Raw genomic sequence first — 26,379 nt, 5'->3', positions numbered from 1 at the left:
ATTTAATTATTAGAATAAAACACTACTTTTATATTCAATACTTATTAATTCAGATTAATTTTATTGGTTATGCTTACAAGCTGTATCATTGCAGCACACTTCAACTTCAGTATGCTTATGATCATCTTCACTATGTGCTGTTGAATAAGCATTAAGAATCTCACTGCTAGGGCTGTAATCATCTTCATTACCAGCAATAAAACGAATGTGCTCCCAAGTTAACATATAGGCAAAAAACAGACGATGTTGACGTTTAACCTTAATAGATGTTTCATCAAATAATTGACTACCCGCATAACCTTGTAAAGATTCAATAATATTGACATAACGTAACCATGGCTGTGCACTTTTACTGGTAGGATTAAAGTTAACTTGGTTAAAAGCTAATAAAGCATTCCAAAAATGTTTGTTGGTATCTGCATTATGTGTTTTTTTAGCTTGTTCGATTAAAGAGAAAAAACTTCTTGGTAACGATTGATCAACATTTAAATAGTCTTTTAACTGAGTCACTAAATGAAGTTCTGCTTGATAAAAGAATGTAGCTAATGAGACTGGTTTTTGCTCTTTAAATTGACCAACAAAATTTTCAAAACTATTTTCCACGTGCCTTTCCTTATGATGTAATGAATACAGATGATTATAATCATCACTATTTAAACGAGTCTAGCTTAGAGCACGACTCTTGTTTAGGTAAAACTTAAGAGTTTAATATACAACCTTAACTTACAATCCTGATACAAAAAAAGAGATGAATAAATGGCTATTCATCTCTTTTTATTTTCAAGTCATAACACTAGGTTATTAGGCGTGATTATTTTTGCCATGCTCTTTTGCTACTATTATATGCTCAACCACACTTTAACAATAGCGAGTAAAACTAACCTAGTTTATTTTGTAAGTAACCAAATGCCGTTAACATTGCTTGCTCTTGGAACTTTTTAAGTCCTACTTCAATGGCAGTAGGTGTATTTTGTGCTTGCTTAAGACCTTGTTTAATATAATCAGATGAAATTACCTGCACTTCTACACTTTGCATTAATTGTAATGCACCTTCAATTTTAAAACTTAATGTATGACCAGCAAACTTGCCTTTTAATGCGCGCTCACGAATGATCACTTTATCTATTTGGTAATCTTTCATCAGTTGAGCAAAGTCAAATTGAAACTTCTTTAACGGCTCAGTATTAATTGGATCATTTAATGTTAGTTTTGTTGTACGCACAGGTGGCACATCATATAAACCATTTTTATACTGCATAATGGCAATCACTGCTTCATTACCTGTTAATTCAACACCACATACTCTCATTTTCTTTCCTCTTTTATTCGATAGCTTCTTTTAATTAACGCTAGTATATTCGTCAAAGTACAAAAGCCCTAATCAAAGATTAAGGCTTTTATTTTAAGAACCTAGTGATGGCTAGATTTTATTAGTTAACGATAACTTTTTAGCGTTAACTTTATTTATTATGCATACGCAAGTTGATCATGCGGATCGTTGCACCAATCCCGGCTAAGACCTGATTTGCATTAACACCACGGGTTGTAAAATGATCATCACCATCTTCCCAAGTAACAATACACTCGGTAAAGGCACTCGTTTGACCACCAGGTGGAATGCGTAATTCAAAATCAACTAATTCAGGGAATACAAACTGTTCATTATCTAACACTTTTTTCATCGCGCTAATAAAGGCATCAAAACCACCATTACCGCTGCCACTGGTTTTGTATATTTCATCATTAACACGAACACGAATACTAACCGTTGACTCTAAATCTAGACCTGAATTAATAGAACAGTTTAATAATTCAACATAGTTATAATCATTGCGCTCTAATAAATCAGCAATAATAAACGGTAAATCATCCGCAGTAATCGTCGCTTTTTGATCTGCCAAACGCACAATGCGTTTTAATAGTTTCTTTTGCTGACCTGCATCGAGTTCAATATCCATTGCTTCTAGGTTTTTAGCAATTGAAGCTTTGCCGCTCATTTTTCCTAATGCATAACTGCGTGAACGCGCAAAACGTTCAGGTGTTAACGCAGAGATATATAACCCCCCCTTTCTATCACCGTCAGCATGAATACCACTGGTTTGAGTAAATACATCTGCTCCCACAATCGGAGTATTATCAGCGATACGTTTACCTGAAAAATTCTCAACTAATTTGCTTAGATTATGAATTTCAGACTCGTCGATATTTACTTTTTTACCTAATTTATCTTTTAATACCACAGCTACTTCAGTTAAAGAAGCATTACCCGCTCGCTCACCTAAACAGTTCATGGTGCAATGAATAGAAGACACACCGGCTTTTACAGCATACATTGCATTCGCAGTTGCTAAGCCATAATCATTATGAGGGTGAAAATCAAATTTTAGTTTTGAAAAGCGTGTCACCATATCACTCAGACTTTTAAACACTTCATCAGGTGACATGACACCTAATGTGTCTGGTAACATAAAATGTGCAATGCCTACATCAGATAGTTTAGTGACCATATCGTAGACATATTCAGGGCTATTCTGATAACCATTAGACCAGTCTTCTAAATAGATATTGACCTTTAAGCCTTGCTTTTTTGCATATTCAATCGTTTGTTTAATATCATTAACATGCTCATCTAAGGTTTTTTTTAATTGCTCAGTACAATGCTTTAAACTACCTTTGGCTAATAAATTTAATACTTTACCGCCAGTATCAGTAATCCAATCAACACTTAAGGTGTGATCGACAAAGCCTAATACTTCAATACGGTCAACCAACCCTTCTTTTGCGGCCCACATATTTAACTTAGTAACACCTTCTTTTTCACCTTCTGATACTCGTGCAGAGGCAACTTCAATACGGTCAATTTTAAGCTTTTGTAATAGTGCTTTGGCAAGGCTAACTTTTTCAGCAGGAGAAAATGAAACAGCTTGAGTCTGTTCTCCATCGCGTAATGTTGTATCCATTAACTGTACAGTGACATTATCTTGAGTCATTGCTTACTCCACATGTAAAAATTTAAAATAAAAGCTTATTGCACTGAATTAATAAAAATAGTGTTAAATAACAATTCACTACAAACAATCCACTACAATAAGTTTTCGATAAAAAAGGTGCAACAAGTGCACCTTTTATTTGTGATAACAAACTACTACCAATTTAGTTTAATTGGCATCAAGCTTGATTAAGCGCTAGGCCATAACCACGGTAAACGTTTTCTTTGTGCAGCTTCATACGTAGAAATTTGCTCTTCATGCTTTAACGTCCAAGCGATATCATCAAGACCATCAAGTAATGATTCTTTGCGGAATGCATCTACTTCAAATGAGATTGAAAGACCACCTGGTGTCGTAACTTTTTGAGCTTCTAAATCAACAGTAAATTCAACACCTTCGTTACCTGCAATTTCAGCCATTAAGGCAGCAAGTTGCTCATCGGTTACGATAATTGGCAAAATACTATTTTTAAAACAGTTACTGTAGAAAATATCAGCAAAACTAGTTGAAATAACAGTATTAAAACCGTAATCAGCGATTGCCCATGGCGCATGCTCACGAGATGAACCACAACCAAAGTTTTCACCAGCAACTAATATTTTAGCGCCTTTAAAAGCAGGTTTGTTTAATTCAAACTCAGGGTTTGGTGTCACGTTATCCGCAAGGTAACGCCAGTTATGGAACAAATTAATACCAAAACCAGTACGTTCCACTTTTTTCATGAAGTTTTTTGGGATGATTTGATCCGTATCAACGTTACTACGATCCATTAACGCTGCGATACTTGTATGTTTAATATATGGTTGCATTATCTAGTCCCTATTTCCAATCTCGAATGTCTACAAAGTGACCTGCAACTGATGCTGCAGCAGCCATTGCTGGTGATACAAGGTGAGTACGACCACCTTTACCTTGACGACCTTCAAAATTACGGTTCGAAGTAGATGCACTACGTTGACCATCTTCTAATTCATCACCGTTCATTGCTAAACACATTGAACAGCCTGGATCACGCCATTCCCAACCAGCATCAACAAAGATCTTATCAAGACCTTCTTTTTCTGCTTGTACTTTAACAGGGAAAGAACCTGGTACAGCAAATGCTTGAACACCGTCAGCTACTTTTTTACCTTTCAGTAATTCAGCAGCGGCACGGAAATCTTCAATGCGGCCATTAGTACAAGAACCAATAAATACAACATCAATATGGATGTCTGTGATTTTTTGACCTGCTTCTAATGCCATGTATTTAAGTGCATTTGCACATGCTTGTGATTTAACTTCGTTAGTAAAGTCAGATGGAGCTGGAACCACACCGGTTACAGAAATAACTTGCTCTGGAGATGTACCCCAAGATACTTGCGGTGCAATATCTTCTGCTTTTAATTCAACAAGAGCATCAAACTCAGCGCCTTCATCAGAGACTAATGATTTCCAGTATTCAACAGCCATTGGCCATTCGTCGCCTTTTGGTGCGAACTCTTTACCTTCAAGATAGTCAAATGTCACTTGGTCTGGTGCAACAAGACCAGCACGAGCACCTGCTTCAATCGCCATGTTACATAGCGTCATACGACCTTCCATTGTAAGGTCTGTAATTGTATTACCAGCGAACTCCATTACATAACCCGTACCGCCAGCAGTACCTGTTTTAGCAATAATAGCTAATGCAATATCTTTAGCTGTTGAGAAAGCAGGTAGTTTACCTTCTACTTTCACTAGCATTGTTTTTGCTTTTTTCTGTTGTAATGTTTGTGTTGCCATTACATGTTCAACTTCACTAGTACCGATACCAAACGCTAACGCGCCGAATGCACCATGCGTTGCTGTATGGCTATCGCCACAACATACAACCATACCTGGATGAACAAAACCATGCTCAGGTACAACGATATGAATAACACCGTTTTGGTTACTGTCCATACCGTAAAGATTAATTTCATTCTCTTCACAGTTAGCAGTCATCGTTTCAACTTGTTTTTTTGCAATAACATCAACAATATTAAAACGGTCTTTAGTTGGTACACAGTGATCGATTGTCCCTAGAATACTATGCACGTTTCGCACTTTACGGTTTTGCAGGCGTAGGCCTTCAAAAGCTTGTGGACTTGTTACTTCATGCATTAGATGTCTGTCAACAAACAAAAGCGGAGATCCAGCTTCTGGTTCATGAACTAAGTTCGCATCCCAGATTTTTTCATACATTGTTCTAGTCATTGTTTCCCTTACCACACTATTACTTAAAATCTTTTTTCCGGCCTAAACATATTTAGATAATGCGAATGATTATCAATAAGCAGATCGCGGCGCATTTGTAAAGGTGTATTCTAATGGATCTGCAACAAACGCACAATAATAAGCACTTAAATTTGTTAGCCTTGCTTATATATTTATGCAATAAATCATACTTTTTATGCATTAAAATTTATTTTAAATAAAATTTAACTAATCAATATTTCAATAGAAAAAATACATCAATTTCCGTAAGATAAGAGAATATTACAATTCTATTTAGGTTATCAATTGATGCAATTTGAGATCATTTCCACACAAGAAAAATTATCTGAGTATATTGCTACATTAGATAACTCCCCTATCTCTTTAGATACTGAATTTGTTCGTACTCGTACTTTTTTCGCTAACCTAGGCTTATTACAAGTCTCTCAAAACGAAAGAATCGTTTTAATAGACCCTATCGAAATTGGCGACATTAGCGAATTTTGGCAAGCTATCAATAACAAAGATTGTATCTTACATGCCAGTAGTGAAGATTTAGAAATCATCAAACACCAGAAAGGCAACCTCAATATTAAGTTATTTGATACACAAGTTGCCTGTGCTTTTTTAAATCATGGCGGGTCGTTAGGTTACGCTAAAATGGTTGAATTGATTGAAGGTGTTGTATTGGATAAAGGTGAGTCTCGTACCGATTGGTGTGCTCGTCCATTAACAGAAAAGCAACAACATTACGCAGCAGCTGATGTCTTATATCTACAACCAAGTTTAGAAGTATTACAAGCGCAACTGGCTGAAAAAAACATGTCGACATTTTTTGAACAAGAGTGCCAAATGATTCTTGACCAAAAAATGAAACCAGTCGATCCAGACAAAGCTTATAAATCATTAGATAACCTTTCTCAATTAGACAGATACGGTTTAGCGCTTATTAAAGCACTTGCAAAATGGCGTTTAGAAACAGCACAAGCAAGAAATTTAGCACTTAACTTTGTGGTTAAAGCTGAACATTTATGGTTATTAGCTTATTACCAACCATCAACACATGCTGATTTGAAACGATTAAATTTACTACCGAATGAAATCCGTATTCACGGTGATAGTATTTTAGCCGTTATGGCAAAAGTAACAGCACAAGATCCAGAAACTTATCCACCATTGATTTCACGCTTAGTCGACTTTCCTACTTATAAGAAAACATTAAAGTCGATCAGAGACCAAGTTAAAAGCTGTGCTGAAAAATATGAATTGCCTGTTGAATTAATTGCTTCTAAACGTGTCATTAATGAGTATTTAAGCTGGTGTTGGAAATTAAATGATCAACAACGTTTAACGGCAGTAAAACCTAAAATATTAACAGGTTGGCGTTTTGAGTTGATCGGGCATCAATTAAAAAATTAATAATAATATCAATGACATTAAACTGCCCCACCATAAAAACTCATGGGGTAGTTTAAAAAATTCAATTAACTAAATAAGCAAACCGCTTAATTTTCATCCTTTTATTTTAGCGAGACCATCAACCTTTATCGAGTTAATTCTATGGCAACAGAAATATCACAACAAATAGATAAGCCGACTTGGTTAGAAAGTTGCAAAATTTATCTACAAAAACGTGTCGCAATTTTGTTCTTTTTCGGCTTTTCTGCCGGCTTACCTCTCTTACTCGTTTTTTCTACTCTCTCATTTTGGTTACGTGAAGCAGGTGTTAGTAGAGCAAGTATTGGCTTTTTCAGCTGGATAGCACTGGCTTATGCTTTTAAATGGATATGGTCACCTTTTGTAGACCGTTTATCGATACCATTATTAACCCCTTGGCTTGGGCGAAGACGATCTTGGCTGTTACTGTCGCAGCTATTTATTATTATTTCACTTATTGGCATGGCCATGAGCGATCCACAACAAAATTTAGTAATGTTTGCTGTTTGTGCTTTGGTGGTTGCTTATAGCTCTGCAACACAAGACATTGTTATTGATGCTTTTCGTATTGAATCTGCTCCAGAAAAATTTCAAGCAGCAATGGCGGCTGCTTACATGACGGGTTACCGCTTAGCGATGATTATGGCTGGAGCGGGATCCTTAGCAATTGCTGCTTGGTCGAGTAGTTCAGAGGCATATGAGCTTTCAGCTTGGTCAACGTCTTACTTTGTTATGGCTGCATGCATGGGTGTTGGCATAATCACAACATTCGTAGCGAAAGAACCTGATTATAAAGGGACGGAGTTACAACAACAGCAAGCAGCAATTTTGGAACAATTAAACGCAGCTGAAATCCCTACAAAAGCTGGACGCTTTATGGCCTGGTTAAATATGGCTGTGATTGCGCCTTTCACAGACTTTTTTAAACGTTACGGTAAACATGCCATCTTAATTTTATTATTGATTGGCACATACCGAATTTCCGATATTGTAATGGGTATTATGGCTAACCCATTCTATGTGGATATGGGATATACCAAAGGTGAAATTGCCGCGATATCAAAAATATTTGGTGTCACTATGACGTTATTAGGTGCTGCATTAGGTGGTATTTTATTAACTCGATACAGTACTTATTCAATCCTTTTTCTAGGTGGGTTATTAGTAGTTATCACTAACTTCATTTTTGCTATTCTCGCTTTTGTGGGGAAAGACTTAACATTATTAACGTTAATCATTTCTATGGATAACATCAGTGCAGGTATTGCGACAACGGCCTTTATTACCTATATTTCAAAACTGACTAATATTGAGTTTTCAGCTACACAATTTGCACTATTTAGTTCAATAATGTTGTTATTTCCAAAGTTTATTGCAGGATTCTCTGGTGTGTATGTTGATGATTTTGGTTATGTAAACTTCTTTATTGCCTCGGCCTTGATTGGTGTACCAGTGTTAGGATTGATTGTTGTATTAAAGAAAGTTATCGAAGAATAGGTTTAACGAGCGAACATTCTAATACTCATTAAAAAATTGTTAAAAAACATTTGTTAAAAAGTACTTTTTACAAGCTATTCTTACAAAGCAGTTGTTACGAAATGATTGTTTAATACCATGGTTGCTTTAATAGACAACGGTTCCTTTGATAGACAACAGTTCCTTTAATAGACAAAGGTTGCTTTAATAGACATTAAAAGAAAATAATAATAAAAAGCCCTACGTTAACATATTTTAACGTGGGGCTTTTTATTACAGGGAGATAAACTTAGGTAAAGCTAAAGAAGGTTAAGTAATTTAAATAACGTAAATTACTTAACAGATATTTCGCCAGATTCTGCTGCCTCACCTTGCATGATCATGATTTCAACACGACGGTTACGACGTTGTTCAGCAGGCGTATCACCTTCGACTAATGGTTTAGTATTAGCATAACCGACCACTAACATTTTTTTATCTCTAATCCCTTTTAACTTAAGCATTTCTTGAGCAACAGAAACAGCACGTTGCGCAGATAAATCTAAGTTAGAGCGATAGAGCTCTGATTGTATTGGTTCATTATCAGTATGCCCTGCAACAGTCACCACACCAGGTACATCAACTAATATTTTTGCTACTTTCGCAATCACGGGTCTAAAACGAGGCTGTAAAAAAGCAGAACCTGCAGGAAAAGCCCCTTTTTCTCTAACACGAATAATCAACTGCTGTCCTAAAGATTCTATTTCAATCGCACCATCTTCAATCTCTTCACGTAAATCTTCAGCTACTTTCTTGGTGAGTGCCTGTTGTGAAGCCGTGCTAGCACTAGCAGCCTGCTCAGTTTGCTCTAGTTGTTCTTCTGATTGTTCAGCAACTGATTTAGAAACCTCTGCAGATAAAACCTCTTTTGTTTCTTCATTTACTTGTAAAGAGGTTTCTCGAACAGGTACATCTTGTTGTCCACCAGAGCGGCTACTATCGCCCTCTTGAAAGTCCAAGGTTGTTTTAGTCACTTCCGAAGTACGCTGCATAATCACTTCGATAGGCGTTGGTTCAGGTTTACCAGGTCTAAATTCCTGTGCAATAACTGAGGTACCTTTAGGAATGTCTTTTACTTCTAATTGGTTTTGTACACCAAAAGCAAATGCCATTGATCCTGCTATTTGTTTGAACTTTAATACATCCATTTCTGAGAATGATAAAAGTAAAACGAAGAAACACATTAACAATGACATTAGATCTGCAAAGGTCCCCATCCATGCAGGTAATCCCTCGGGGGGACATTTACATTCTTCTTCCATTATTCAGCCCCACCATCATCAGCACTACCTCGTTTAGACTCAGGTAGGTAATTACGTAATACACCTTCAATAACACGTGGATTTTGACCATCTTGAATACCTAATACACCATCTAAAATAAGGCTACGATTCAGCTTCTCTTCTTGAGCTCTTAATTTTAATTTGTCTGAAATTGGTAAAGCAACCATGTTTGCCACTACCGCACCATATAAAGTAGTCAATAACGCAACAGCCATCGCTGGACCAATTGATTTTGGGTCATCCATATTTGATAACATAGCAACCAAACCAATTAAGGTACCAATCATGCCCATCGCAGGAGCCACATCACCAAAGTTTTTAAATATATCAGCACCAATTTCATGTCGCTCAGAGGTTAACCTAATATCATTTTGTAGGGTTTGACGAACCACGTCGGCATCATGACCGTCAACTAACATATCAACCCCTTTCTGCATGAAAGGATTACTAATTTCAGCTTCTTCAAGTGCTAAAAAACCACCTTTACGGGCAGCATCAGCCATTTCTACTGTTTTTACTATTAGCTCTTCAGGTGAGTCAGTTTTAAACATAAATGCTTTCATCGCAATTTTGACGGCACCAAAAAATTGCCCGATGTTATATTTCATCATTACAACGAATGCTGTACCACCGAACACGATCAAGATAGAAGTCACATCGACAAACATATCGATGGTTCCCCCCATCAGCATTGCCATTACGACAAAGCCAAAGGCGCCTATAATTCCAACGAGTGTTGCTAAATCCACAGATAAATCCTTTTTAATTTAATATTAATGCGTTGTTATGTAGATAGTATAGCTATTTATGGTTAGTTTGTAGCCATAAACTATTATTTAAAATAAAATATTTTACAAGTCACTAAACAGCTTACAACTTCACTCTTTCGAAATTATTTTTATACCTTAGTTTGACATCCTTAACAGGCACGGTAATCTTGCACAAATTATAGAAAAGAGATCTCCCATGGCCTTAAAAAAACCTGAAAATATGCAATATGAAGAAGCAATTACTGAACTTGAAAAAATTGTTCAACATTTAGAGGGTGGTGACTTGCCACTTGAGGATGCGTTAAAACAATTTGAACGAGGTATTTCACTAGCACGCAGTAATAGTCAAAAGCTGCAACATGCTCAGCAACAAGTCAGCATTTTAATGCAAAATGATGTACAAGCGCCTTTACAAAATTTTGAAGAATAACTTTTTGTCTTCCATTTCCAATACTAAGCAGCCTAGATGACACAATTAACTTCTACCATGCAACAATTTCAAGTGCGTGTAAATGAACAGCTTGAAAAACATATTAATTACTCGAGCCCTGCTTCAACAAAATTAAATGAAGCAATGACTTACGGTGCGTTACTAGGAGGGAAACGTGTCAGACCTTTCTTAGTTTATGCGGTTGGTCAAATGCTCGGCAGCAAACTTGAAACACTCGACCCAATTGCCGCGGCTATTGAATGCATTCATGCTTACTCTTTAATCCATGATGATTTACCTGCAATGGATGATGATGCACTGCGTCGTGGTCACCCGACTTGCCATATTAAATACGATGAAGCGACAGCTATTTTAGCAGGAGATGCATTACAAACATTAGCATTTGATATTCTATCTACAGACATTGAACATTTATTGCCTCAATCGCAATTGAAAATCATCAACACATTGGCGAAAGCTTCTGGTGAAAAAGGCATGTGTGCGGGACAAGTATTAGATATAGCGGCTGAAAATACGGCAATCTCTTTAATTGAACTAGAAACAATACATAATGCAAAAACCGGCGCACTCATATTAGCGGCAGTGCAAATGGGCGCATTAACTAAAGCAGATATTGCTCCGGAAGAGTTTGCATTATTGACTCGCTTTGCAACTGCGATAGGATTAGCTTTCCAAGTACAAGATGATATCCTAGATATTACTAGCGATACACAAACCTTAGGTAAACCGCAGGGTTCTGACCAAGCATTAAATAAATCGACCTACCCAGCTTTACTAGGTTTACCTGCTGCACAACAAAAAGCACAAGACTTATATAAAGAAGCGCTTCATGCTTTATCACAATTACCTTATAATACTCAGTTACTCGAGTTGTTCTCTCACTACATCATCAAACGTGATAAATAAATATGCCATTGGATTTAAAAAATTACCCGTTGCTCGCTGATATTAATTATCCAGAAGATCTGCGTCTATTAAAAAAACACCAGCTCCCTGCACTGTGCGAAGAATTACGTCAATTTTTATTAACCAGTGTTAGTCAAACTAGTGGTCACCTAGCTTCAGGCTTAGGTGTGGTCGAATTAACCGTCGCTTTACATTATGTTTACCATACACCGTTTGATCACCTAGTTTGGGATGTAGGCCATCAAGCCTATCCGCATAAAATCTTAACGGGCCGTCGCGATCAAATGGAAAATATCCGAATGTTTAAGGGGTTACACCCTTTCCCTTGGCGCGAAGAAAGTGAATACGATGTATTAAGTGTTGGCCACTCATCAACTTCTATTGGAGCCGCACTCGGTTTAGCTATCGCTGCAGGAAAAGAGAAAAAAGACAGAAAAGTGGTTGCCGTTATTGGTGATGGCGCCATTACTGCAGGCATGGCATTTGAAGCGTTAAATCATGCAGGTTCTTTGCATAACGATATGTTAGTCATTCTCAATGATAATGAAATGTCTATTTCAGAAAATGTTGGTGCTTTAAATAATCACCTCGCTAAGATACTGTCTGGTGATTTATATACTCAATTTCGTGAAAGCAGTAAAAAAGTATTATCTAATATTCCACCGATTAAAGAACTAGCTAAAAAGACTGAAGAACATCTGAAAGGTATGGTTTCACCAGGCACTATTTTTGAAGAGTTTGGTTTTAATTATATTGGCCCAATGGATGGACATAATGTGATTGCATTAGTCGATACATTACGCAATATGCGTTCTCATTCTGGCCCACAGTTTTTACATGTGATGACTAAAAAGGGTAAAGGCTACAAACAAGCTGAACTTGATCCGATCACTTATCATGCAGTACCCAAGTTTACACCCGATCAAGCATTACCTATTCCTAAACCGTCTGCACCGACTTTTTCTAAAATATTTGGTCAGTGGTTAAATGACATGGCAGATAAAGATCCTAAACTAACAGCAATTACCCCTGCTATGCGTGAAGGTTCTGGCATGGTTGAGTTTTCTAAACGTCACCCTGATAAATATTATGATGTTGCTATCGCAGAACAACATGCTGTGACATTAGCAGCAGGTATGGCGATTGCAGATTTAAATCCTATCGTTGCTATCTATTCAAGTTTTTTACAACGTGCCTACGATCAAGTAATACACGATGTAGCGATTCAGAACCTAGGTGTTTTGTTTGCGATTGATAGAGCGGGTATCGTTGGCGCTGATGGTCCTACACATCAAGGTGCTTACGACTTAAGCTTTTTACGTTGTGTGCCTAACATGACGGTCATGGCTCCTTCTGATGAGCAGGAATGTCGTGATATGTTATATACAGGACATTTGCTTAATACGCCAGCCGCAGTTCGTTACCCAAGAGGGAGTGGAACAGGTATAGCGGTTGAAGCAGTAATGACACAATTAGAAATTGGTAAAGCAAAAGTCGTTGTAGAAGGTAATAAACTTGCTATTTTATGTTTTGGTACGTTTTTACAAGCCGCGATGCCAGTGGCAGAAAAACTCAATGCAACGTTAGTCGATATGCGATTTGTAAAACCATTAGATCAATCATTATTAAAACAACTTGCTGGAACACATTCGCAAATAGTCACTATTGAAGAAAACAGCATTGCCGGTGGCGCAGGTTCTGCCGTTAGTGAATTTTTAATGACACAGCAATACACAGGTAAAATACAACATTTAGGCCTACCAGATTCATTCATTGAACAAGGTACGCAACAAGAAATTTATCACATGCTCAAACTTGATAGTGAAGGTATCGAAGAACAAATAGTAAACTTCTTTGCATAAGTATTGGGGGCTTTACAGGTAGGCTTTAAAAGCTACACTTTGTTAGTGTTTTCAGACAATCTTTGCTGACTAGTTTTTACTAGATAAGTTTAAGTGATATAACGAATTAAGCTTTTTGAAAAAATTTATTTAAAAAGCCTAATCAAACTGCAACATAATGAAGTAATTAACACCACTTCATTATGTTGCAGTTCTTATACCAATCACACTAATTAACTGGTCTATTTTACTGGTTAAAATAACTTATTGCTTCGTTGTAAATTTCGCAAAGGGAATAACAATTAATGAATTAACATGTTTTAGTTAATTCACCGACAGACGATTAACAAGTTAATCTTCGAAAGGCCTCTCTTTTCGCCTTAAACTAAGTCATTTTTTCTGCGCAAAATTTAGATCACTTATTTAATGTAATCAGTATTATATTATCCTTGGTTTTTCTCTTTCAACTTTAATAACGTCTCTTCATTTTTGGGTTTATCTTCAGTATTTTTTAATTTAAGTAATGACCAATATGGGATTCCGTTACTTGAAAATATTTCATCTAAATTAAATTTATTATTTTGAGCCCAAATTTTATCTTGATAAAACAATGGGATAACCCAGTTATCTTGCTGTAAGGTTTTAAAGTAAGCAGATTCCTGTTGAAAGTTATCCTTTAACCCCTGATCCTTAAACTTATCTTGTAAATAACCTGTTAAATAGCTTTGTAAAAATAAGTTTTCATACATATTATCTCGACTCATTAACTGAGTCTGCCAAGTAGAAACAGTTAAGTCATAGTATAAGTTAGTATTTTTCCATATTTCTTCAGAGCTAATTTCTTGCGTAGCAACAACAATACCAGCCCTCTTCAACATTTTACTTAATGCTTCAGCTACTTTTTTCGTATTCCCAACATCATCTAACATTACCAATAAAGACATTTGTTTTGGTAACTTCATTGCTTTGACTAACGCCTTAGATTTTTCTAAATCGTATTCAGGCATATCTTCTTTTATTTTATCTTGTTTCTCTGAAAACGTATTATCAGCTAAAGCCATAACAGAAGGATGCACTTGACCATTATCTTTTAAGATATATTTCAACATACCCGCTTGATTGATCGCTAGATGAATAGCATCACGTGCTTCATTATTTTTTAATACTGGTGATAATTTATCGTTAATCGTTAAAAAAATGACATTTGAAGACGGTACTTTAACTAAGTTTTTTGTAGTATTACTTTCAAGGTCTTCGGTACTTTTATTAGGGATTGCATAACTCACCTGTACATCATCGGCTAACAATGCAAATAAACGAGATTGGGGCTTATTAATACGCATAAAGCGAAAGAATTGAACCTTAGGAAAACCGTCCCAATAATTTGGATTTGCAACAACAACCATTCCTAAAACAGGATTATATTGTTGTATTAAATAAGGACCAGTCCCAGACATCGGTAAATTTCTTACCGGTGGGAGTATTATTGAAGGAGAGCTATTTAATACGTTTGTATTACTTTCATAGAACCTTGAGTCTAATATAAACACATTGGTTAAATAGTCTAACAGTTGGATATCACTGAGACTTGTCCTGATATCAAAGCTATTTTTATGATTAGCTTTAACCCAATCTAACTTACTTAAAAAATTACTATTAATTTGTTTCTTTGCTTGCTCAAAGGACCAAAGTACATCATTTGAAGTTAACAAATTACCCGTATGAAAATGTATATTGTCACGAAGAAAAAAACGCACCGTTCGTTTATCGACACGCTTCCAATTTTTGACCAAACGCGGTTCTATTTTTTGGTTTTTATCCCAGCGAAATAACGGATCAAATAGTAGATGTTTAAATTGCTGTCCCATTAATGCTTGATCAGAATAAGGGTTAAATGAAACAGGTGTTTTATCTATCGCAACAGTAATGGCCTGTGGGTTAAATATATTCTGGCTTTCTGCAATACTACCAGTTGTATAAAACGTTACAGTAAGAATAAGCCAACGTAATAACATATTTACCCCCAATATTGAATGATCAAAAACAATCCAATTGCAGCAAAGACTCCGGCAACGATATCGTCAATCATGATCCCAAAACCGCCATGCACTTTTCTATCTAACCAACTAATAGGAAAAGGCTTTAGTACATCAAAGAAACGAAACAAAGCAAAACCAACAACAACCCAAATAAAAGGAATATCCATGGTACTTTTAAGGTCCGGATAAAATAATAAAACAGGTAACATAGTAATCCAATAACCTACAAACTCATCCCATACAATCGCTTTATGGTCATGCACTCCCATCGCTGCACTAGTGACATGGCAAAACCAAAAGCCAGCAACGCTAGTGACCACTAAAACTGCGATATAGGATTCAATATTAAGCATGGCTAATAGATAAAATAAAGGTACCGCCGCCAGTGTACCAAAGGTACCAGGCGCTTTAGGTGCCAAACCACTACCAAAGCCAACGGCCGCTAAATGAATTGGATTCGATAACTTTAAGCCTTTTAAATCATCACGATTTAACATTTTATTACCTTATTTGAAATGATCCCAACCAGTACTATTTAAATCGACTAGTTGTTGTAGATGAGTGAATAATATCGAAGTTTCAGTAGATATTACTGTAGAGTCTTCACAATCAACTTGCTTGCGCTCTGTTATTTTTCCAATTTCATAACAAGCTAAATCGATACATTTTGATTGTGTATTTAGAAGTGTTTTAAATGCAGCGACTTTCTCCGCAGGCATGGTAAATAATAACTCATAGTCATCGCCACCATTAACCGCATATTGCCATGCCTGTGACAAGGAAAGGTGATCTAATTTAATTTCATTTAATATCGCGTCTGAAAAAGGTAAGTTTTCTAATGCAATTTCAGCACTACATTGAGATTTGTTAAGAACATGTGAGAGATCTTGACTTAGGCCATCAGAAATATCAATACAACTTGAGGCATAACCTACGAGTAATTTAGCTAAATGTAAGCGAGGCTCTGTTAACTCTAATGCATTGACAAAGGCTTGCTGATTATCTTTAGTAAACAATTCCGTTTCAGTGGCCAATAATTTAACCAGCAGACCTAAAGCGCCATCGCCTAAACAACCACTAACAAAAATGACATCACCAATCTTTGCATTATATCGTGTTAAAGCTTGCCCTGTTTTGACTAACCCTTTCGCTGAAACGGTAATCGAAAGAGGTCCTTTTGTGGTATCACCACCAATTAATTTAACGTTGTATTTATCAGCTAAAGCGAAAAAACCTCGGCAAAACTCAGCTAACCAAGTTTCATCTATTTTTGGCAAAGTAATGGCTAAAGAAACCCACTTAGCAGTTGCTCCCATTGCCGCTAAATCACTTAAATTAACAGCTAACGATTTATAACCTAAACGGTAGGCATCGACATCCTCAAAAAAATGAACTCCGCTCACTAAGCTATCTGTGGTAACAGCTAGTTGATGATCGCAAGGTACATCTAAAATTGCACAGTCGTCGCCTATACCAATCTCAACGCCATCAACTTTATTGGTTGAACGCTGAAAGTAACGTTTAATTATATCGAATTCACCTTGGCTCATTTTCTTTTTAATGACAACTTTGGTTTATTGGTTGTTGTACTTGGTTTTGCATTTTTATTGATAAATACTTTCTTGGCTTTAGGTGTACTTTTATTGTTTGTGCCGTATTTATCATTTCTATCGCTTTTTTCTACTTTTCCGCTTTTTTCTACTTTTCCATAGTAAGCACTAGCAGTGCTAGGCTCTGAAGATTGCTTTTGACGAGATAATTTATCACTATTTGTTTGGTCAGTCGTTCGTTGTTGTTTAGGTAGAGTAGTATTAACAGCTGTTTTTGAAGATCCTTCAACAGCTGTATTAATCTCTTCCATCTCTTTTTCAGAGAGATTTCGCCACTGCCCTACTTTTAAGTTATTTAACGTCACGTTCATGATACGCGTTCGCTGTAGGCGTGTAACTTCATAACCTAAATATTCACACATACGACGAATTTGGCGGTTTAAACCCTGCGTTAAAATAATAGTAAATACAAAACGACTTTCTACTTTAACAGTACAAGGCTTAGTAATGGTGTCTAGGATAGGTACGCCACGTTGCATGCGGTCAACAAAACGCTCGCTTAGTGGTTGATCGACTGTGACACGATATTCTTTATCATGTGCATTTTCAGCGCGTAAAATTTTATTAACGATGTCGCCATCACTAGTAAGAAAGATTAAACCTTCTGAAGGTTTATCTAAACGGCCGATAGGGAAAATACGTTCTTTGTGTCTAATAGCATCGATAATATTACCGTAAACATCACGTTCAGTGGTGCATGTAATACCTGTTGGTTTGTTATAAGCAATATAAATACGGTCTGATTTATTCTCTGCTATTTTATTAATACGCTTACCGTCAACAAACACTTCATCGCCAGGCTGTACTTTAGTTCCTAACTCTGGAACTTGCCCATTAATTTTAACGCGGTTTTGTTCAATTAACTTATCTGCTTCACGTCGAGAACAATGTCCCGAATCACTGATAAATTTATTAAGACGCTTCTCGATATCTTGACTCACAGTAAACCCCAATGCTATTTATTTAACGACTAACTAAGCGCCGTATTAAAGCATAATCAGGATGTTAACGGAAATGAAATGAAGTGATATCAATGATACACGGTGTGATTACTTGAAGATTTTCTTTTATAGCTGAATGCTTTTAATAATAGTGTGGATCTTATCTCAAACCTTATATACCCGTTACCATTCAAGGTGCAAAATTCAGCAAGCATTGAAGTGAACAGGTTTTAGGCAGAAAGAGCAAGATCTAACGGGTTAAATCGACACTTTCTAACAACGAAAATATTTACTTTTCCGCTTGTCCTCTGAGTCGTGAGCTTGAAAACTAACTTATGTTGCAACCTTTGATAAGGACTTCCCACTGACATCATGTCGCGTCTGATTTAGAGTCCAAGCTAACGACTAAACAAAGCATATAGAAGGTATAAATAACTAAATAATACTATCAATAATAAGCATTCTATTCAGTAAGGTTTTATTAGTGATACTCCACCTTACTTATACTTTTTATTATCTGAATCCAAGTGTTGAAAACAATGGGTAACGATACTTAACCATTAACTAACATTAACCATTAATATTTAAGTGATATTTTGACCAAGCTTTATCTGGCTTCCAATTCTCAGACCATTCTAATATATCAATAGCAGGCATTGGTCTTGCAATACCGTAACCCTGAGCTAAATAACAGCCTAACGCTAATAATGCGACTCCATGTTCAAGCGTTTCAACACCCTCTGCAATGATATTAAGTTCGAAAGCTTTAGATAACCCCATTACCCCTTCAACAATCGATAAATCTTCAGGATCATCCAACATACCAAAAATAAAGCTTTGATCTATTTTAATTAAGTTAACAGGTAAGCGTTTTAAATAAGTTAACGAACAATAGCCTGTACCAAAATCATCTAATGCAAAGCCAACACCTAACTCAATACATGCATGCATTATTTTTGCTACATCTTTAACATCAGCTAATTCACTTGTTTCTAATACTTCTAATTGAAGGGCACCTTTAGGTACATCAGGATGGGCAGCTAATAATGTAGATAATCGATCGACAAAAGACGCTTGCTGTAACTGTAGCGCATCGATATTAACACTGACAATAATATTGAGACCTAGTTTTTGCCAATGAGAAATTTGAGTAAGTGCAGTATCAATCACCCACTCTCCTACATTGATTGTCAATTCATGGCGCTCTATAACCGGTAGGAATTCAATCGGTGGCAATAAACCTCGCTCTGGATGCTGCCAACGAATCAATGCTTCCACCCCAATCAATTCACCTGTTACCATATTAACTTTAGGCTGGTAATAAAGTACAAACTCATTATCTTTTAATGCAGCTTCTATTCTAATTAATTTTTCATGCTGGCTTTTTAAGGCTATATCTTGGGCCATATCAAATAAATGATATCGATTTTTACCTTCTTGCTTGGCCGTATACATAGCTTGATCTGCATGACGTAACAATTGTTCTGCATCAACATTGTCATGGGGATAGATGGTGACACCAATACTTGCAGAAATATTAATAGCGACATGACCAATCATCAGAGGAGCTTTTACTACCGCAAGTAATTCTTCTAAAATAGGCTCACAATCATGGGCATCATCAAGGTTTCCTAATACGGCAACAAATTCGTCTCCGCCGAAACGAGCAAGAGTACCTTCACCCCCTAATGAAGCTTGTATCCGAGAAGCAATCTCTACTAATAATTTGTCTCCAACATTGTGGCCATGAGAGTCATTAATTTCTTTAAAGCCATCTAAATCAAGAAAAACAACCGCTAAAGATTGGTTTCTTTTTGTACAAAGCAACATTGCTTGCTTTAAACGATCAGCCAACAAGCTTCTGTTAGGTAAATTAGTCAACACATCATAGTGCGCAATACGTTCTAATTGACCTTGTTGTTCTTTTATTGCACTGATGTCAGTGTATAACGCAATATAATTTGTTATTTGTCCTGATGCATCGCAAATGGTACTGACAGTCAGTAATTGAGAAATAATCGTTCCATCTTTACATCTATTGCGGATTTCACCATTCCAATGACCTTTCTCTGAGACAACATCATATATTTCGTTATAAAGCTCATCAGACTCTAAGCCAGACTTAAACAGAGACGTTTTTTGGCCTATCGATTGGTCTTTTGAATAACCACTTATTTTTGTAAATGCGTCATTAACATCGATGATATTATTATTTTGGTCAGTAATCATAACGGCTTCTTTAGCATGAGTGAAAACACCAGCTGCTAGTTTTAATTTATCTTCAATTAACCTTCTTTCTGTTATATCGATACCAATCGCATAATACGTTCTATCTTCATTTGAGACAGTGCATGACCAATCAATTAAACGATATTCACCATCCTTGCTCATGCAGCGCGTTTCAAATGAAAGAAGATCTTGTTCTGTTTTTAATTTAGTCGTCACTATTTTAGATTTTTGAATATCATCTGAGTGCATTAAGGCTAATACATTAGTGCCAACCAGTTCATTTGAGGTATACCCAAGAATTGATTCCCACCCCTTGTTTACTTTAATAATTGATTTATCGAAATTAATGATGGCATGCAAATTCATCGGTAACTTAAAGAAATTATCTAACGTATCCTGATTACGTTTATCTTCTGTTATATCTTTAACTAATGTAGCGAATCCATTAATAATGCCCTCTTCATCAAGAATAAGGGTGTTATACCAATTACAATTAATGGTGCGACCATCTTTAGTTATATTCACACCTTTAAAGTTAGTTCCTCCTTCTTGCCTTAATAACAATCCATATTGTTCTATGAATTCAGTTTTTAAGTTAGGTGAAACGATTAAATCACTAATATCGGCACCAATAGCTTCACTCGATGAATAACCAAATATATGCTCAGCCGCACGATTCCACTCAGTACAAACAAAGTTTTTATCCCAAGTGATTGAACCAAGTGGTGTATTTTGTAAATGCCTAGATAATCTTGTTTCACTTTCTTGCAAAAACGCTTGGCTGTATTTAAGCTGCTGCTCTGCATACAACCTTGTTTTTGCCATTAAAGAAAAATGTTCTTGTAGATCAACAAGCTCTTTGGTTCCTTCCACAGAACTCACGTTTTCACTGAGGCCTAATTCAAGTTGTTTAGTAGAATTTTTAAGCGCTTTAAGTGGTTTTAGGACACTTTTATTAATAGCAAAAATAGCAAATAAGATGCTAATTAAAATAAAAATGATTAACAATGAGATGATTTTCAAGAGCCTTGAATCAACAAGCGCTAATTCATTTTCAAAAGGGATACCAACAGTAATATTGACCGCACCATCAGCATCACTCCCCTCGTTCATGCTTATCAATGCCCGACTCACAAAGATGCGCAAATAATTATTTGAATCTTCGATTAATTTTACTTTTTTATCTGACATTGATTTAACAGAATATTGAACACTATCTAAGGAAAGACCAAGTTGGGTTTTATTCTCAGGGTAAACAGCAATAATTTTATTATTAGAATCAGTAACATATGCAACTGATTTTTCAGGTAAGTTAGCATGTTCAAGTTGCTTGCTCCACCAATCAAGTGAAACAACAGCAACGGTAGCCCCAACAACCTCATCATTTAATGCATTGATAATAGGATAAGCAAAATTAATACTGGTTTTTTCAGCGGCTCGATCAAATTGAAATTGACCAATAGTAAACGCTCTTTTTGTTATTGCTTGTTGAATATAAGCTCGGTCAGACACATCAACCGGTTCGCTCAATGGTGTGGCACTACAAAGTAATTGTCCATCTGCACTGGGTGCACCTAAATTGACGTAATAATCTGTTAAATGATGAATATTAGCTAAAAACTGATGACATTCAATTGAACTAGGCTTTAATAAAATTGGAGATTGAGATAAACGTTGTAAAAAACTTTTTGTTTTTTCTATTATTTCTGTTTGTTCCCATGTGATGTTATCGACAGTCATCACAGCAAATTGCCGAGCACTTTTTATCGCATTATTACGCTCAGAAGTTGCTTGAAATAAAACAGCAACTAATCCTGGTAATGTAACAATAAAAATCAAAAACAGTAAACGAGATTTTAACGTATGGAAAAAGTCCATTATTTATCTATACCTTATCTAAGTCTAACGACTTCAAGCTAACGTGTAGCATCCAGTAATTGAGCTTTTCAGTCCTTGAACTCAAAAATCACATGAGGATTTATAATACTAATAATTATTACATCAAATTTAACTGAGTTACTCCAAAAGGTCTATAAAACAATAGCGTATATAGACCTATAATTTCAGATTTCAACACGACAGAGGCCTAAAGTGATTGAAAATTGAAATGTAACTTTTATACCTATTAGTAGGTTGGTAGAGTTTTATAGTAGGTTGGTAGAATTTTAGTAAGTTGGTAGTATTTATTTAAGAAATTAAAAATTTGTTAAATAAGCTAAGCATTATTTATACCAATGGAATTAAATAAGTGTTCAGAGATTGCGCAGGAAAAATTAACACTAATAAGGCGTGAGTTGTAGGAGATAGTTGTTCTCACTTCAAAACTCACAACGCAGTTAGGGGTGAGTTTAACCAGCAAGAATGATCACCTTATTAATTATTTTGGTATTATTTTACCTTAGTGCCCTTATCGATGGTATAGAGCATATGAAGTCACTTTAAGAAGAAAAATTCTATTTGAAGGATAAACCAATGTAAACATTGATTCTCTTAACAAAATTTATAATACCAATAACCATAAATTTTAGGCAAAAAAAAGCTTCGCAAATGCGAAGCTTTTTCTTAAAATTGGTGCCCGGAGACGGACTTGAACCGTCACGACCATAAGTCGAGGGATTTTAAATCCCTTGTGTCTACCGATTTCACCACCCGGGCGATTGCTTTAAAGCGTTCTCAAGCAAGTGAGGCGTATTATAGAGAAGTTAATTTTAACCACAACCCCTAAACAGTAATAAAATCAAAAATATGAACTGACTGTCGATAATTTCAACACTTTGATATTTAACAAGCAATTATTGTTTAAGATTCATACCCGACTTTGAATGTCAGACTCAAATATTATGTTGGTAATACTATCTTCATAAAGTATCTTCATAAAGTACCTTCACATTAAATGGCCTTTATTCTCTCTTTAACAAGCTTTCCTTTCTATTTTTACTATTGAGTAAATCACTTTAAAGCGGTGATTTAATAAAAGAGTAACAATAATAAGGTACAAATATGTCTAATTTATCCAAAATGACATGGAAGCCTTACGATGAAACATAATTTAATCACCAGTATGATTCTTTCTTCAACTATTTTCAGTTGTTCAACTATATCAGCTCAAGCAACAAAACAAGATCAACTATCCAATATTAAACTGGTTGAAGCAGGTCGATATCAATCCAATATTTTTGATCAAAGTGCAGCTGAAATTGTCGCCTTCGATAAGTTAACTCAACAAACATTCGTAGTGAATGCACAATCAGGGAAGATCGACGTACTTAATAGCAACAATATAGACTCCCCTACTTTAGCGAATAGTCTGAATATTAAAGCGGATATCAAACAACACTTAAATGAAGAAGCTGGCGCTGCCAATAGCGTAGATGTTTATAATGGATTGTTAGCCGTTGCGATTGAAGCAAAAAACAAAACTGATACAGGCTGGGTTGCCTTCTATGATACTTCAGACTTACACTTTTTATCTGCACATTATGTTGGTGCCTTGCCAGACATGCTAACGTTTACACCTAATGGAAAGCAGCTTGTTATTGCACTTGAAGGTGAGCCGAGTGTCGGGAATTACGCGGTCGATCCTGAAGGTGAAATAGCAATCTTAGATATTCGTTGGCAAAATAAACAACTCTCTACCAATGTTACTCATTTAAACTTCACTGATTTTAACGAAGGTGGTTCTCGACATAATGAACTGCCTAAAAATATCCTGTTAAATGGTTATCAAGCCAGTGTTGCTAAAGATATAGAACCAGAATATATCGCGATTAATCAAGACAGCAGTAAAGCTTACGTCGCTTTACAAGAAAATAATGCCATTGCAGTTGTCGATTTAGCAAATAAAAAAATCGAACGCATTATGTCCCTTGGCTTTAAAGACCATCTCATTAAAGGTAATGAGATTGATGGTAACGATAAAGATAAACAAGCATTGTTAAAAAATGAAGCATTATTGGGTATGTATCAGCCTGATACGGTAGCGACAGTAAAAATCAATGATATTGATTATTTACTGACGGCAAATGAAGGAGATGACAGAAGTGATTGGGTCACTGAGTTATCTCAAAATGAATGTGAACAAGGCCATTTTTATTATCATTTAGAAGATAAGAACTGCGCCGATGATCTTAAGTTAAAAAATGCTTTTTCGAGTGACATTTATTTACCTAAATCAACGTCTGCAACATTGGACTTATCAAACTTTAAACAAGGTGGTCCGCAACAATCAACCGTCGATAGAATAAAGTTTTCACACTCATTAACTAAAAAACATGGTGATTTAGACGGTGACGGTAAGATTGATCGTTTATTAACCTTTGGCGGTCGCTCTTTCTCGATTTGGAATATGAGCAATTTAAAAATGGTATTTGATTCAGGCAGTGATTTTGAACGAATAACAGCTGAAAAATACGGCAAAGATTTCAACCAAACACATAACAAATTAAAAGCAGAAGATCGTAGTGCTAAAAAAGGCCCTGAACCAGAAGCGCTCACTACGGGTGTGATTGATGGAAAAACCTATGCTTTTATCGGCTTAGAACGAATGGGTGGTATTATGGTTTATAATATTAGCCAACCTAGTAACGCGCAGTTTGTGCAATACTTAAATAGCCGCGATATGTCTGTTAACCCAAAAGATAATAAACAAAAAAATACAGATGGCATTAAAACCTATCAAGTCGATGCCGGAGATTTAGGGCCAGAAGGTTTTAAATTTGTTAGTGCGAAAGACAGCCATTCTGGAACACCTATTTTAATCGTAGGAAATGAAGTGAGTGGGACAACTCGTTTTTATCGAATTAATACGCAGGTAAAATAGCTCTGCTAGTGAATATGAAATGAGTAATGTGCAAGTTTCCTTACAAGTTAAACTATTTTGCTCATTTGAAATTGACAACTAAAAACAGTGCGAATACAATCCGCTCTGTTTTTAGTTAATTAAGTTAGTCATTTATTAAGCGATTGATTAACTAGGTTACCGAAAATAAATACAGCAATATAGTGGGGCTATAGCTCAGCTGGGAGAGCGCGACGCTGGCAGCGTTGAGGTCTGCGGTTCGATCCCGCATAGCTCCACCACTATATTGTTAAGTATTGTTTAGTTAAGTATTGTTTAGTTAAGTTTCTTTGCTTTTAAACACTTACCTTTAAAGTCTTACTTTTAAAAAATCAAATACTGTTTAGTCTTTACTTACTCACGCTATTGTCTTGTGGTGCGCCTGTTTGTGGAGCGGTTTTCAATTTACGGCGTTGTCGAATTAAACCTTCCTGAACTGTTGAAGCAACTAACTTACCCTCTCTAGTAAAAAACTTACCTGAGACTAAACCACGGCCATCAGAGGCGACCGAGCTTTCCACGGAATACAATAACCAATCATCTAAGCGAAAATCATGATGGAACCACATAGAATGGTCAATCGTCACCACTTGCATCCCTTCACTTAAAAAAGAAACACCGTGGGGTTGTAGTGCTGTCGGTAAAAAGTTGAAATCTGAAGCGTAAGCTAATAAATACCGATGAACACGCAAATCATCTGGCATATGCCCATCCGCTTTAAACCACACTAAACGTTGAGCAGGTTCAATTTCTGGTTCGATAGGGTTAACTAAGGAAACAGGCCTCATTTCAATAGGTTTTTCTGCCACTAACTTATCACGGATAAAAGCAGGCAATAAATCAGAATGTAACAACGCCATCTCTTGTTCTGAAATGAGATCTTCAGGTGCTGGTACATCAGGCATGACATCTTGATGCTCAAAGCCTTTTTCAGGGGCTTTAAATGAGGCTGTCATATAAAAGATTGGCTTACCATTTTGTATTGCTTTAATTCGTCGTGCTGACAGTGATTTACCGTCTCTTATTCGCTCGACATCATAAACAATGGGTTGGTCTGTTTTGCCAGGACGTAAGAAGTAAGAGTGAAAGGAATGTACTTGTTGTTGAGATTGCACCGTTTCTTTTGCAGCAGAAATGGCTTGCCCCATTACTTGTCCACCAAAAACAGCACCATAGCCTAGATCTTGGCTTTGGCCTCGAAATAAATTCTCTTCTAACTTCTCTAAACTTAACTGTTTTAAAAGATCGTTTAATACTTTGCCCATATTCTACTCCCAAAAAAGGGCGTCTAATACGCCCTTATCTAAAACTTA

19 protein-coding genes and 2 tRNA genes are annotated in these 26,379 nt (G+C 36.1%); 7 read left to right on the top strand and 14 right to left on the bottom strand.

Annotated features, from left to right (window positions below; genetic code table 11):
- Window positions 1-60: 60 nt before the first annotated feature.
- From GQR59_RS06210 to leuC, 5 genes are all read right to left on the bottom strand, one after another.
- Window positions 61-603 (bottom strand): hypothetical protein, encoded by a 543-nt coding sequence (locus GQR59_RS06210; protein ID WP_160061159.1) that lies wholly within the window; start codon window positions 601-603, stop codon window positions 61-63.
- Window positions 604-877: 274 nt separating this feature from the next.
- Complete coding sequence (locus GQR59_RS06205; protein WP_160061158.1) at window positions 878-1,309, bottom strand: DUF3010 family protein; 432 nt, start codon at window positions 1,307-1,309, stop codon at window positions 878-880.
- 151 nt (window positions 1,310-1,460) lie between these two features.
- Window positions 1,461-2,990, bottom strand: coding sequence for an alpha-isopropylmalate synthase regulatory domain-containing protein (locus GQR59_RS06200; protein WP_160061157.1), 1,530 nt, complete (start codon window positions 2,988-2,990; stop codon window positions 1,461-1,463).
- A gap of 188 nt (window positions 2,991-3,178) precedes the next feature.
- A complete protein-coding gene (gene leuD, locus GQR59_RS06195; protein WP_160061156.1) occupies window positions 3,179-3,799 on the bottom strand; it encodes a 3-isopropylmalate dehydratase small subunit in 621 nt (206 codons plus the stop codon).
- Window positions 3,800-3,809: 10 nt separating this feature from the next.
- Window positions 3,810-5,207 (bottom strand): 3-isopropylmalate dehydratase large subunit, encoded by a 1,398-nt coding sequence (gene leuC, locus GQR59_RS06190; protein ID WP_160061155.1) that lies wholly within the window; start codon window positions 5,205-5,207, stop codon window positions 3,810-3,812.
- 309 nt (window positions 5,208-5,516) lie between these two features.
- Between leuC and rnd the strand changes: the two genes are divergently transcribed.
- Both rnd and GQR59_RS06180 read left to right on the top strand, forming a co-directional pair.
- Window positions 5,517-6,626, top strand: coding sequence for a ribonuclease D (rnd, locus tag GQR59_RS06185; RefSeq protein WP_160061154.1), 1,110 nt, complete (start codon window positions 5,517-5,519; stop codon window positions 6,624-6,626).
- A gap of 141 nt (window positions 6,627-6,767) precedes the next feature.
- The gene (locus tag GQR59_RS06180) at window positions 6,768-8,141 is read left to right on the top strand and encodes an AmpG family muropeptide MFS transporter (RefSeq protein WP_160061153.1); all 1,374 of its coding nucleotides are present in this window, start codon (window positions 6,768-6,770) and stop codon (window positions 8,139-8,141) included.
- Between the two features lie 311 nt (window positions 8,142-8,452).
- Here the strand turns inward: GQR59_RS06180 and GQR59_RS06175 are convergent, their stop codons facing one another.
- Entirely contained in the window at window positions 8,453-9,424 is a 972-nt protein-coding gene (locus GQR59_RS06175; RefSeq protein ID WP_201288074.1) for a flagellar motor protein MotB, read from the bottom strand.
- Window positions 9,421-10,191 carry a flagellar motor protein PomA gene (gene pomA / locus GQR59_RS06170; protein ID WP_160061151.1) on the bottom strand — a complete coding sequence of 257 codons (771 nt, stop codon included), beginning with the start codon at window positions 10,189-10,191 and terminating at the stop codon, window positions 9,421-9,423. Before pomA ends, GQR59_RS06175 begins: the two co-directional genes overlap by 4 nt.
- A 217-nt stretch (window positions 10,192-10,408) precedes the next feature.
- Between pomA and xseB the strand changes: the two genes are divergently transcribed.
- The 3 genes from xseB to dxs are packed head-to-tail and all read left to right on the top strand — an operon-like array spanning window position 10,409 to window position 13,431.
- Window positions 10,409-10,642 carry an exodeoxyribonuclease VII small subunit gene (gene xseB / locus GQR59_RS06165; RefSeq protein WP_160061150.1) on the top strand — a complete coding sequence of 78 codons (234 nt, stop codon included), beginning with the start codon at window positions 10,409-10,411 and terminating at the stop codon, window positions 10,640-10,642.
- Window positions 10,643-10,678: 36 nt separating this feature from the next.
- Window positions 10,679-11,569, top strand: coding sequence for a (2E,6E)-farnesyl diphosphate synthase (gene ispA, locus GQR59_RS06160; RefSeq protein ID WP_160061149.1), 891 nt, complete (start codon window positions 10,679-10,681; stop codon window positions 11,567-11,569).
- 2 nt (window positions 11,570-11,571) lie between these two features.
- Window positions 11,572-13,431, top strand: coding sequence for a 1-deoxy-D-xylulose-5-phosphate synthase (gene dxs, locus GQR59_RS06155; RefSeq protein WP_160061148.1), 1,860 nt, complete (start codon window positions 11,572-11,574; stop codon window positions 13,429-13,431).
- A 422-nt stretch (window positions 13,432-13,853) separates the two neighbouring features.
- Here the strand turns inward: dxs and GQR59_RS06150 are convergent, their stop codons facing one another.
- From GQR59_RS06150 to GQR59_RS06125, 6 genes are all read right to left on the bottom strand, one after another.
- Window positions 13,854-15,425 (bottom strand): ABC transporter substrate-binding protein, encoded by a 1,572-nt coding sequence (locus GQR59_RS06150; RefSeq protein WP_160061147.1) that lies wholly within the window; start codon window positions 15,423-15,425, stop codon window positions 13,854-13,856.
- A gap of 2 nt (window positions 15,426-15,427) precedes the next feature.
- Window positions 15,428-15,946, bottom strand: a complete 519-nt coding sequence (locus GQR59_RS06145) for a phosphatidylglycerophosphatase A family protein (RefSeq protein WP_160061146.1) — start codon at window positions 15,944-15,946, stop codon at window positions 15,428-15,430.
- A gap of 9 nt (window positions 15,947-15,955) precedes the next feature.
- Window positions 15,956-16,999, bottom strand: coding sequence for a thiamine-phosphate kinase (gene thiL / locus GQR59_RS06140; RefSeq protein ID WP_160061145.1), 1,044 nt, complete (start codon window positions 16,997-16,999; stop codon window positions 15,956-15,958).
- Entirely contained in the window at window positions 16,996-18,000 is a 1,005-nt protein-coding gene (gene rluF, locus GQR59_RS06135; protein ID WP_160061144.1) for a 23S rRNA pseudouridine(2604) synthase RluF, read from the bottom strand. Before rluF ends, thiL begins: the two co-directional genes overlap by 4 nt.
- A gap of 570 nt (window positions 18,001-18,570) precedes the next feature.
- Window positions 18,571-22,107 carry an EAL domain-containing protein gene (locus GQR59_RS06130; RefSeq protein WP_160061143.1) on the bottom strand — a complete coding sequence of 1,179 codons (3,537 nt, stop codon included), beginning with the start codon at window positions 22,105-22,107 and terminating at the stop codon, window positions 18,571-18,573.
- A gap of 691 nt (window positions 22,108-22,798) precedes the next feature.
- A tRNA-Leu gene (locus GQR59_RS06125) sits at window positions 22,799-22,884 on the bottom strand.
- 382 nt (window positions 22,885-23,266) lie between these two features.
- Between GQR59_RS06125 and GQR59_RS06120 the strand changes: the two genes are divergently transcribed.
- Both GQR59_RS06120 and GQR59_RS06115 read left to right on the top strand, forming a co-directional pair.
- Window positions 23,267-25,048, top strand: a complete 1,782-nt coding sequence (locus GQR59_RS06120) for a choice-of-anchor I family protein (RefSeq protein WP_160061142.1) — start codon at window positions 23,267-23,269, stop codon at window positions 25,046-25,048.
- 184 nt (window positions 25,049-25,232) lie between these two features.
- Window positions 25,233-25,308, top strand: a tRNA-Ala gene (locus tag GQR59_RS06115).
- 108 nt (window positions 25,309-25,416) lie between these two features.
- Here GQR59_RS06115 and tesB read toward each other — a convergent pair.
- Window positions 25,417-26,331: an acyl-CoA thioesterase II gene (gene tesB / locus GQR59_RS06110; protein WP_160061141.1), complete on the bottom strand. Its 915-nt coding sequence runs from the start codon at window positions 26,329-26,331 to the stop codon at window positions 25,417-25,419.
- Window positions 26,332-26,379: the final 48 nt, after the last annotated feature.

This window comes from Psychromonas sp. L1A2 (assembly GCF_009828855.1).
Taxonomy (GTDB): domain Bacteria; phylum Pseudomonadota; class Gammaproteobacteria; order Enterobacterales; family Psychromonadaceae; genus Psychromonas.
This window is presented reverse-complemented; position numbering and strand designations above follow the sequence as displayed.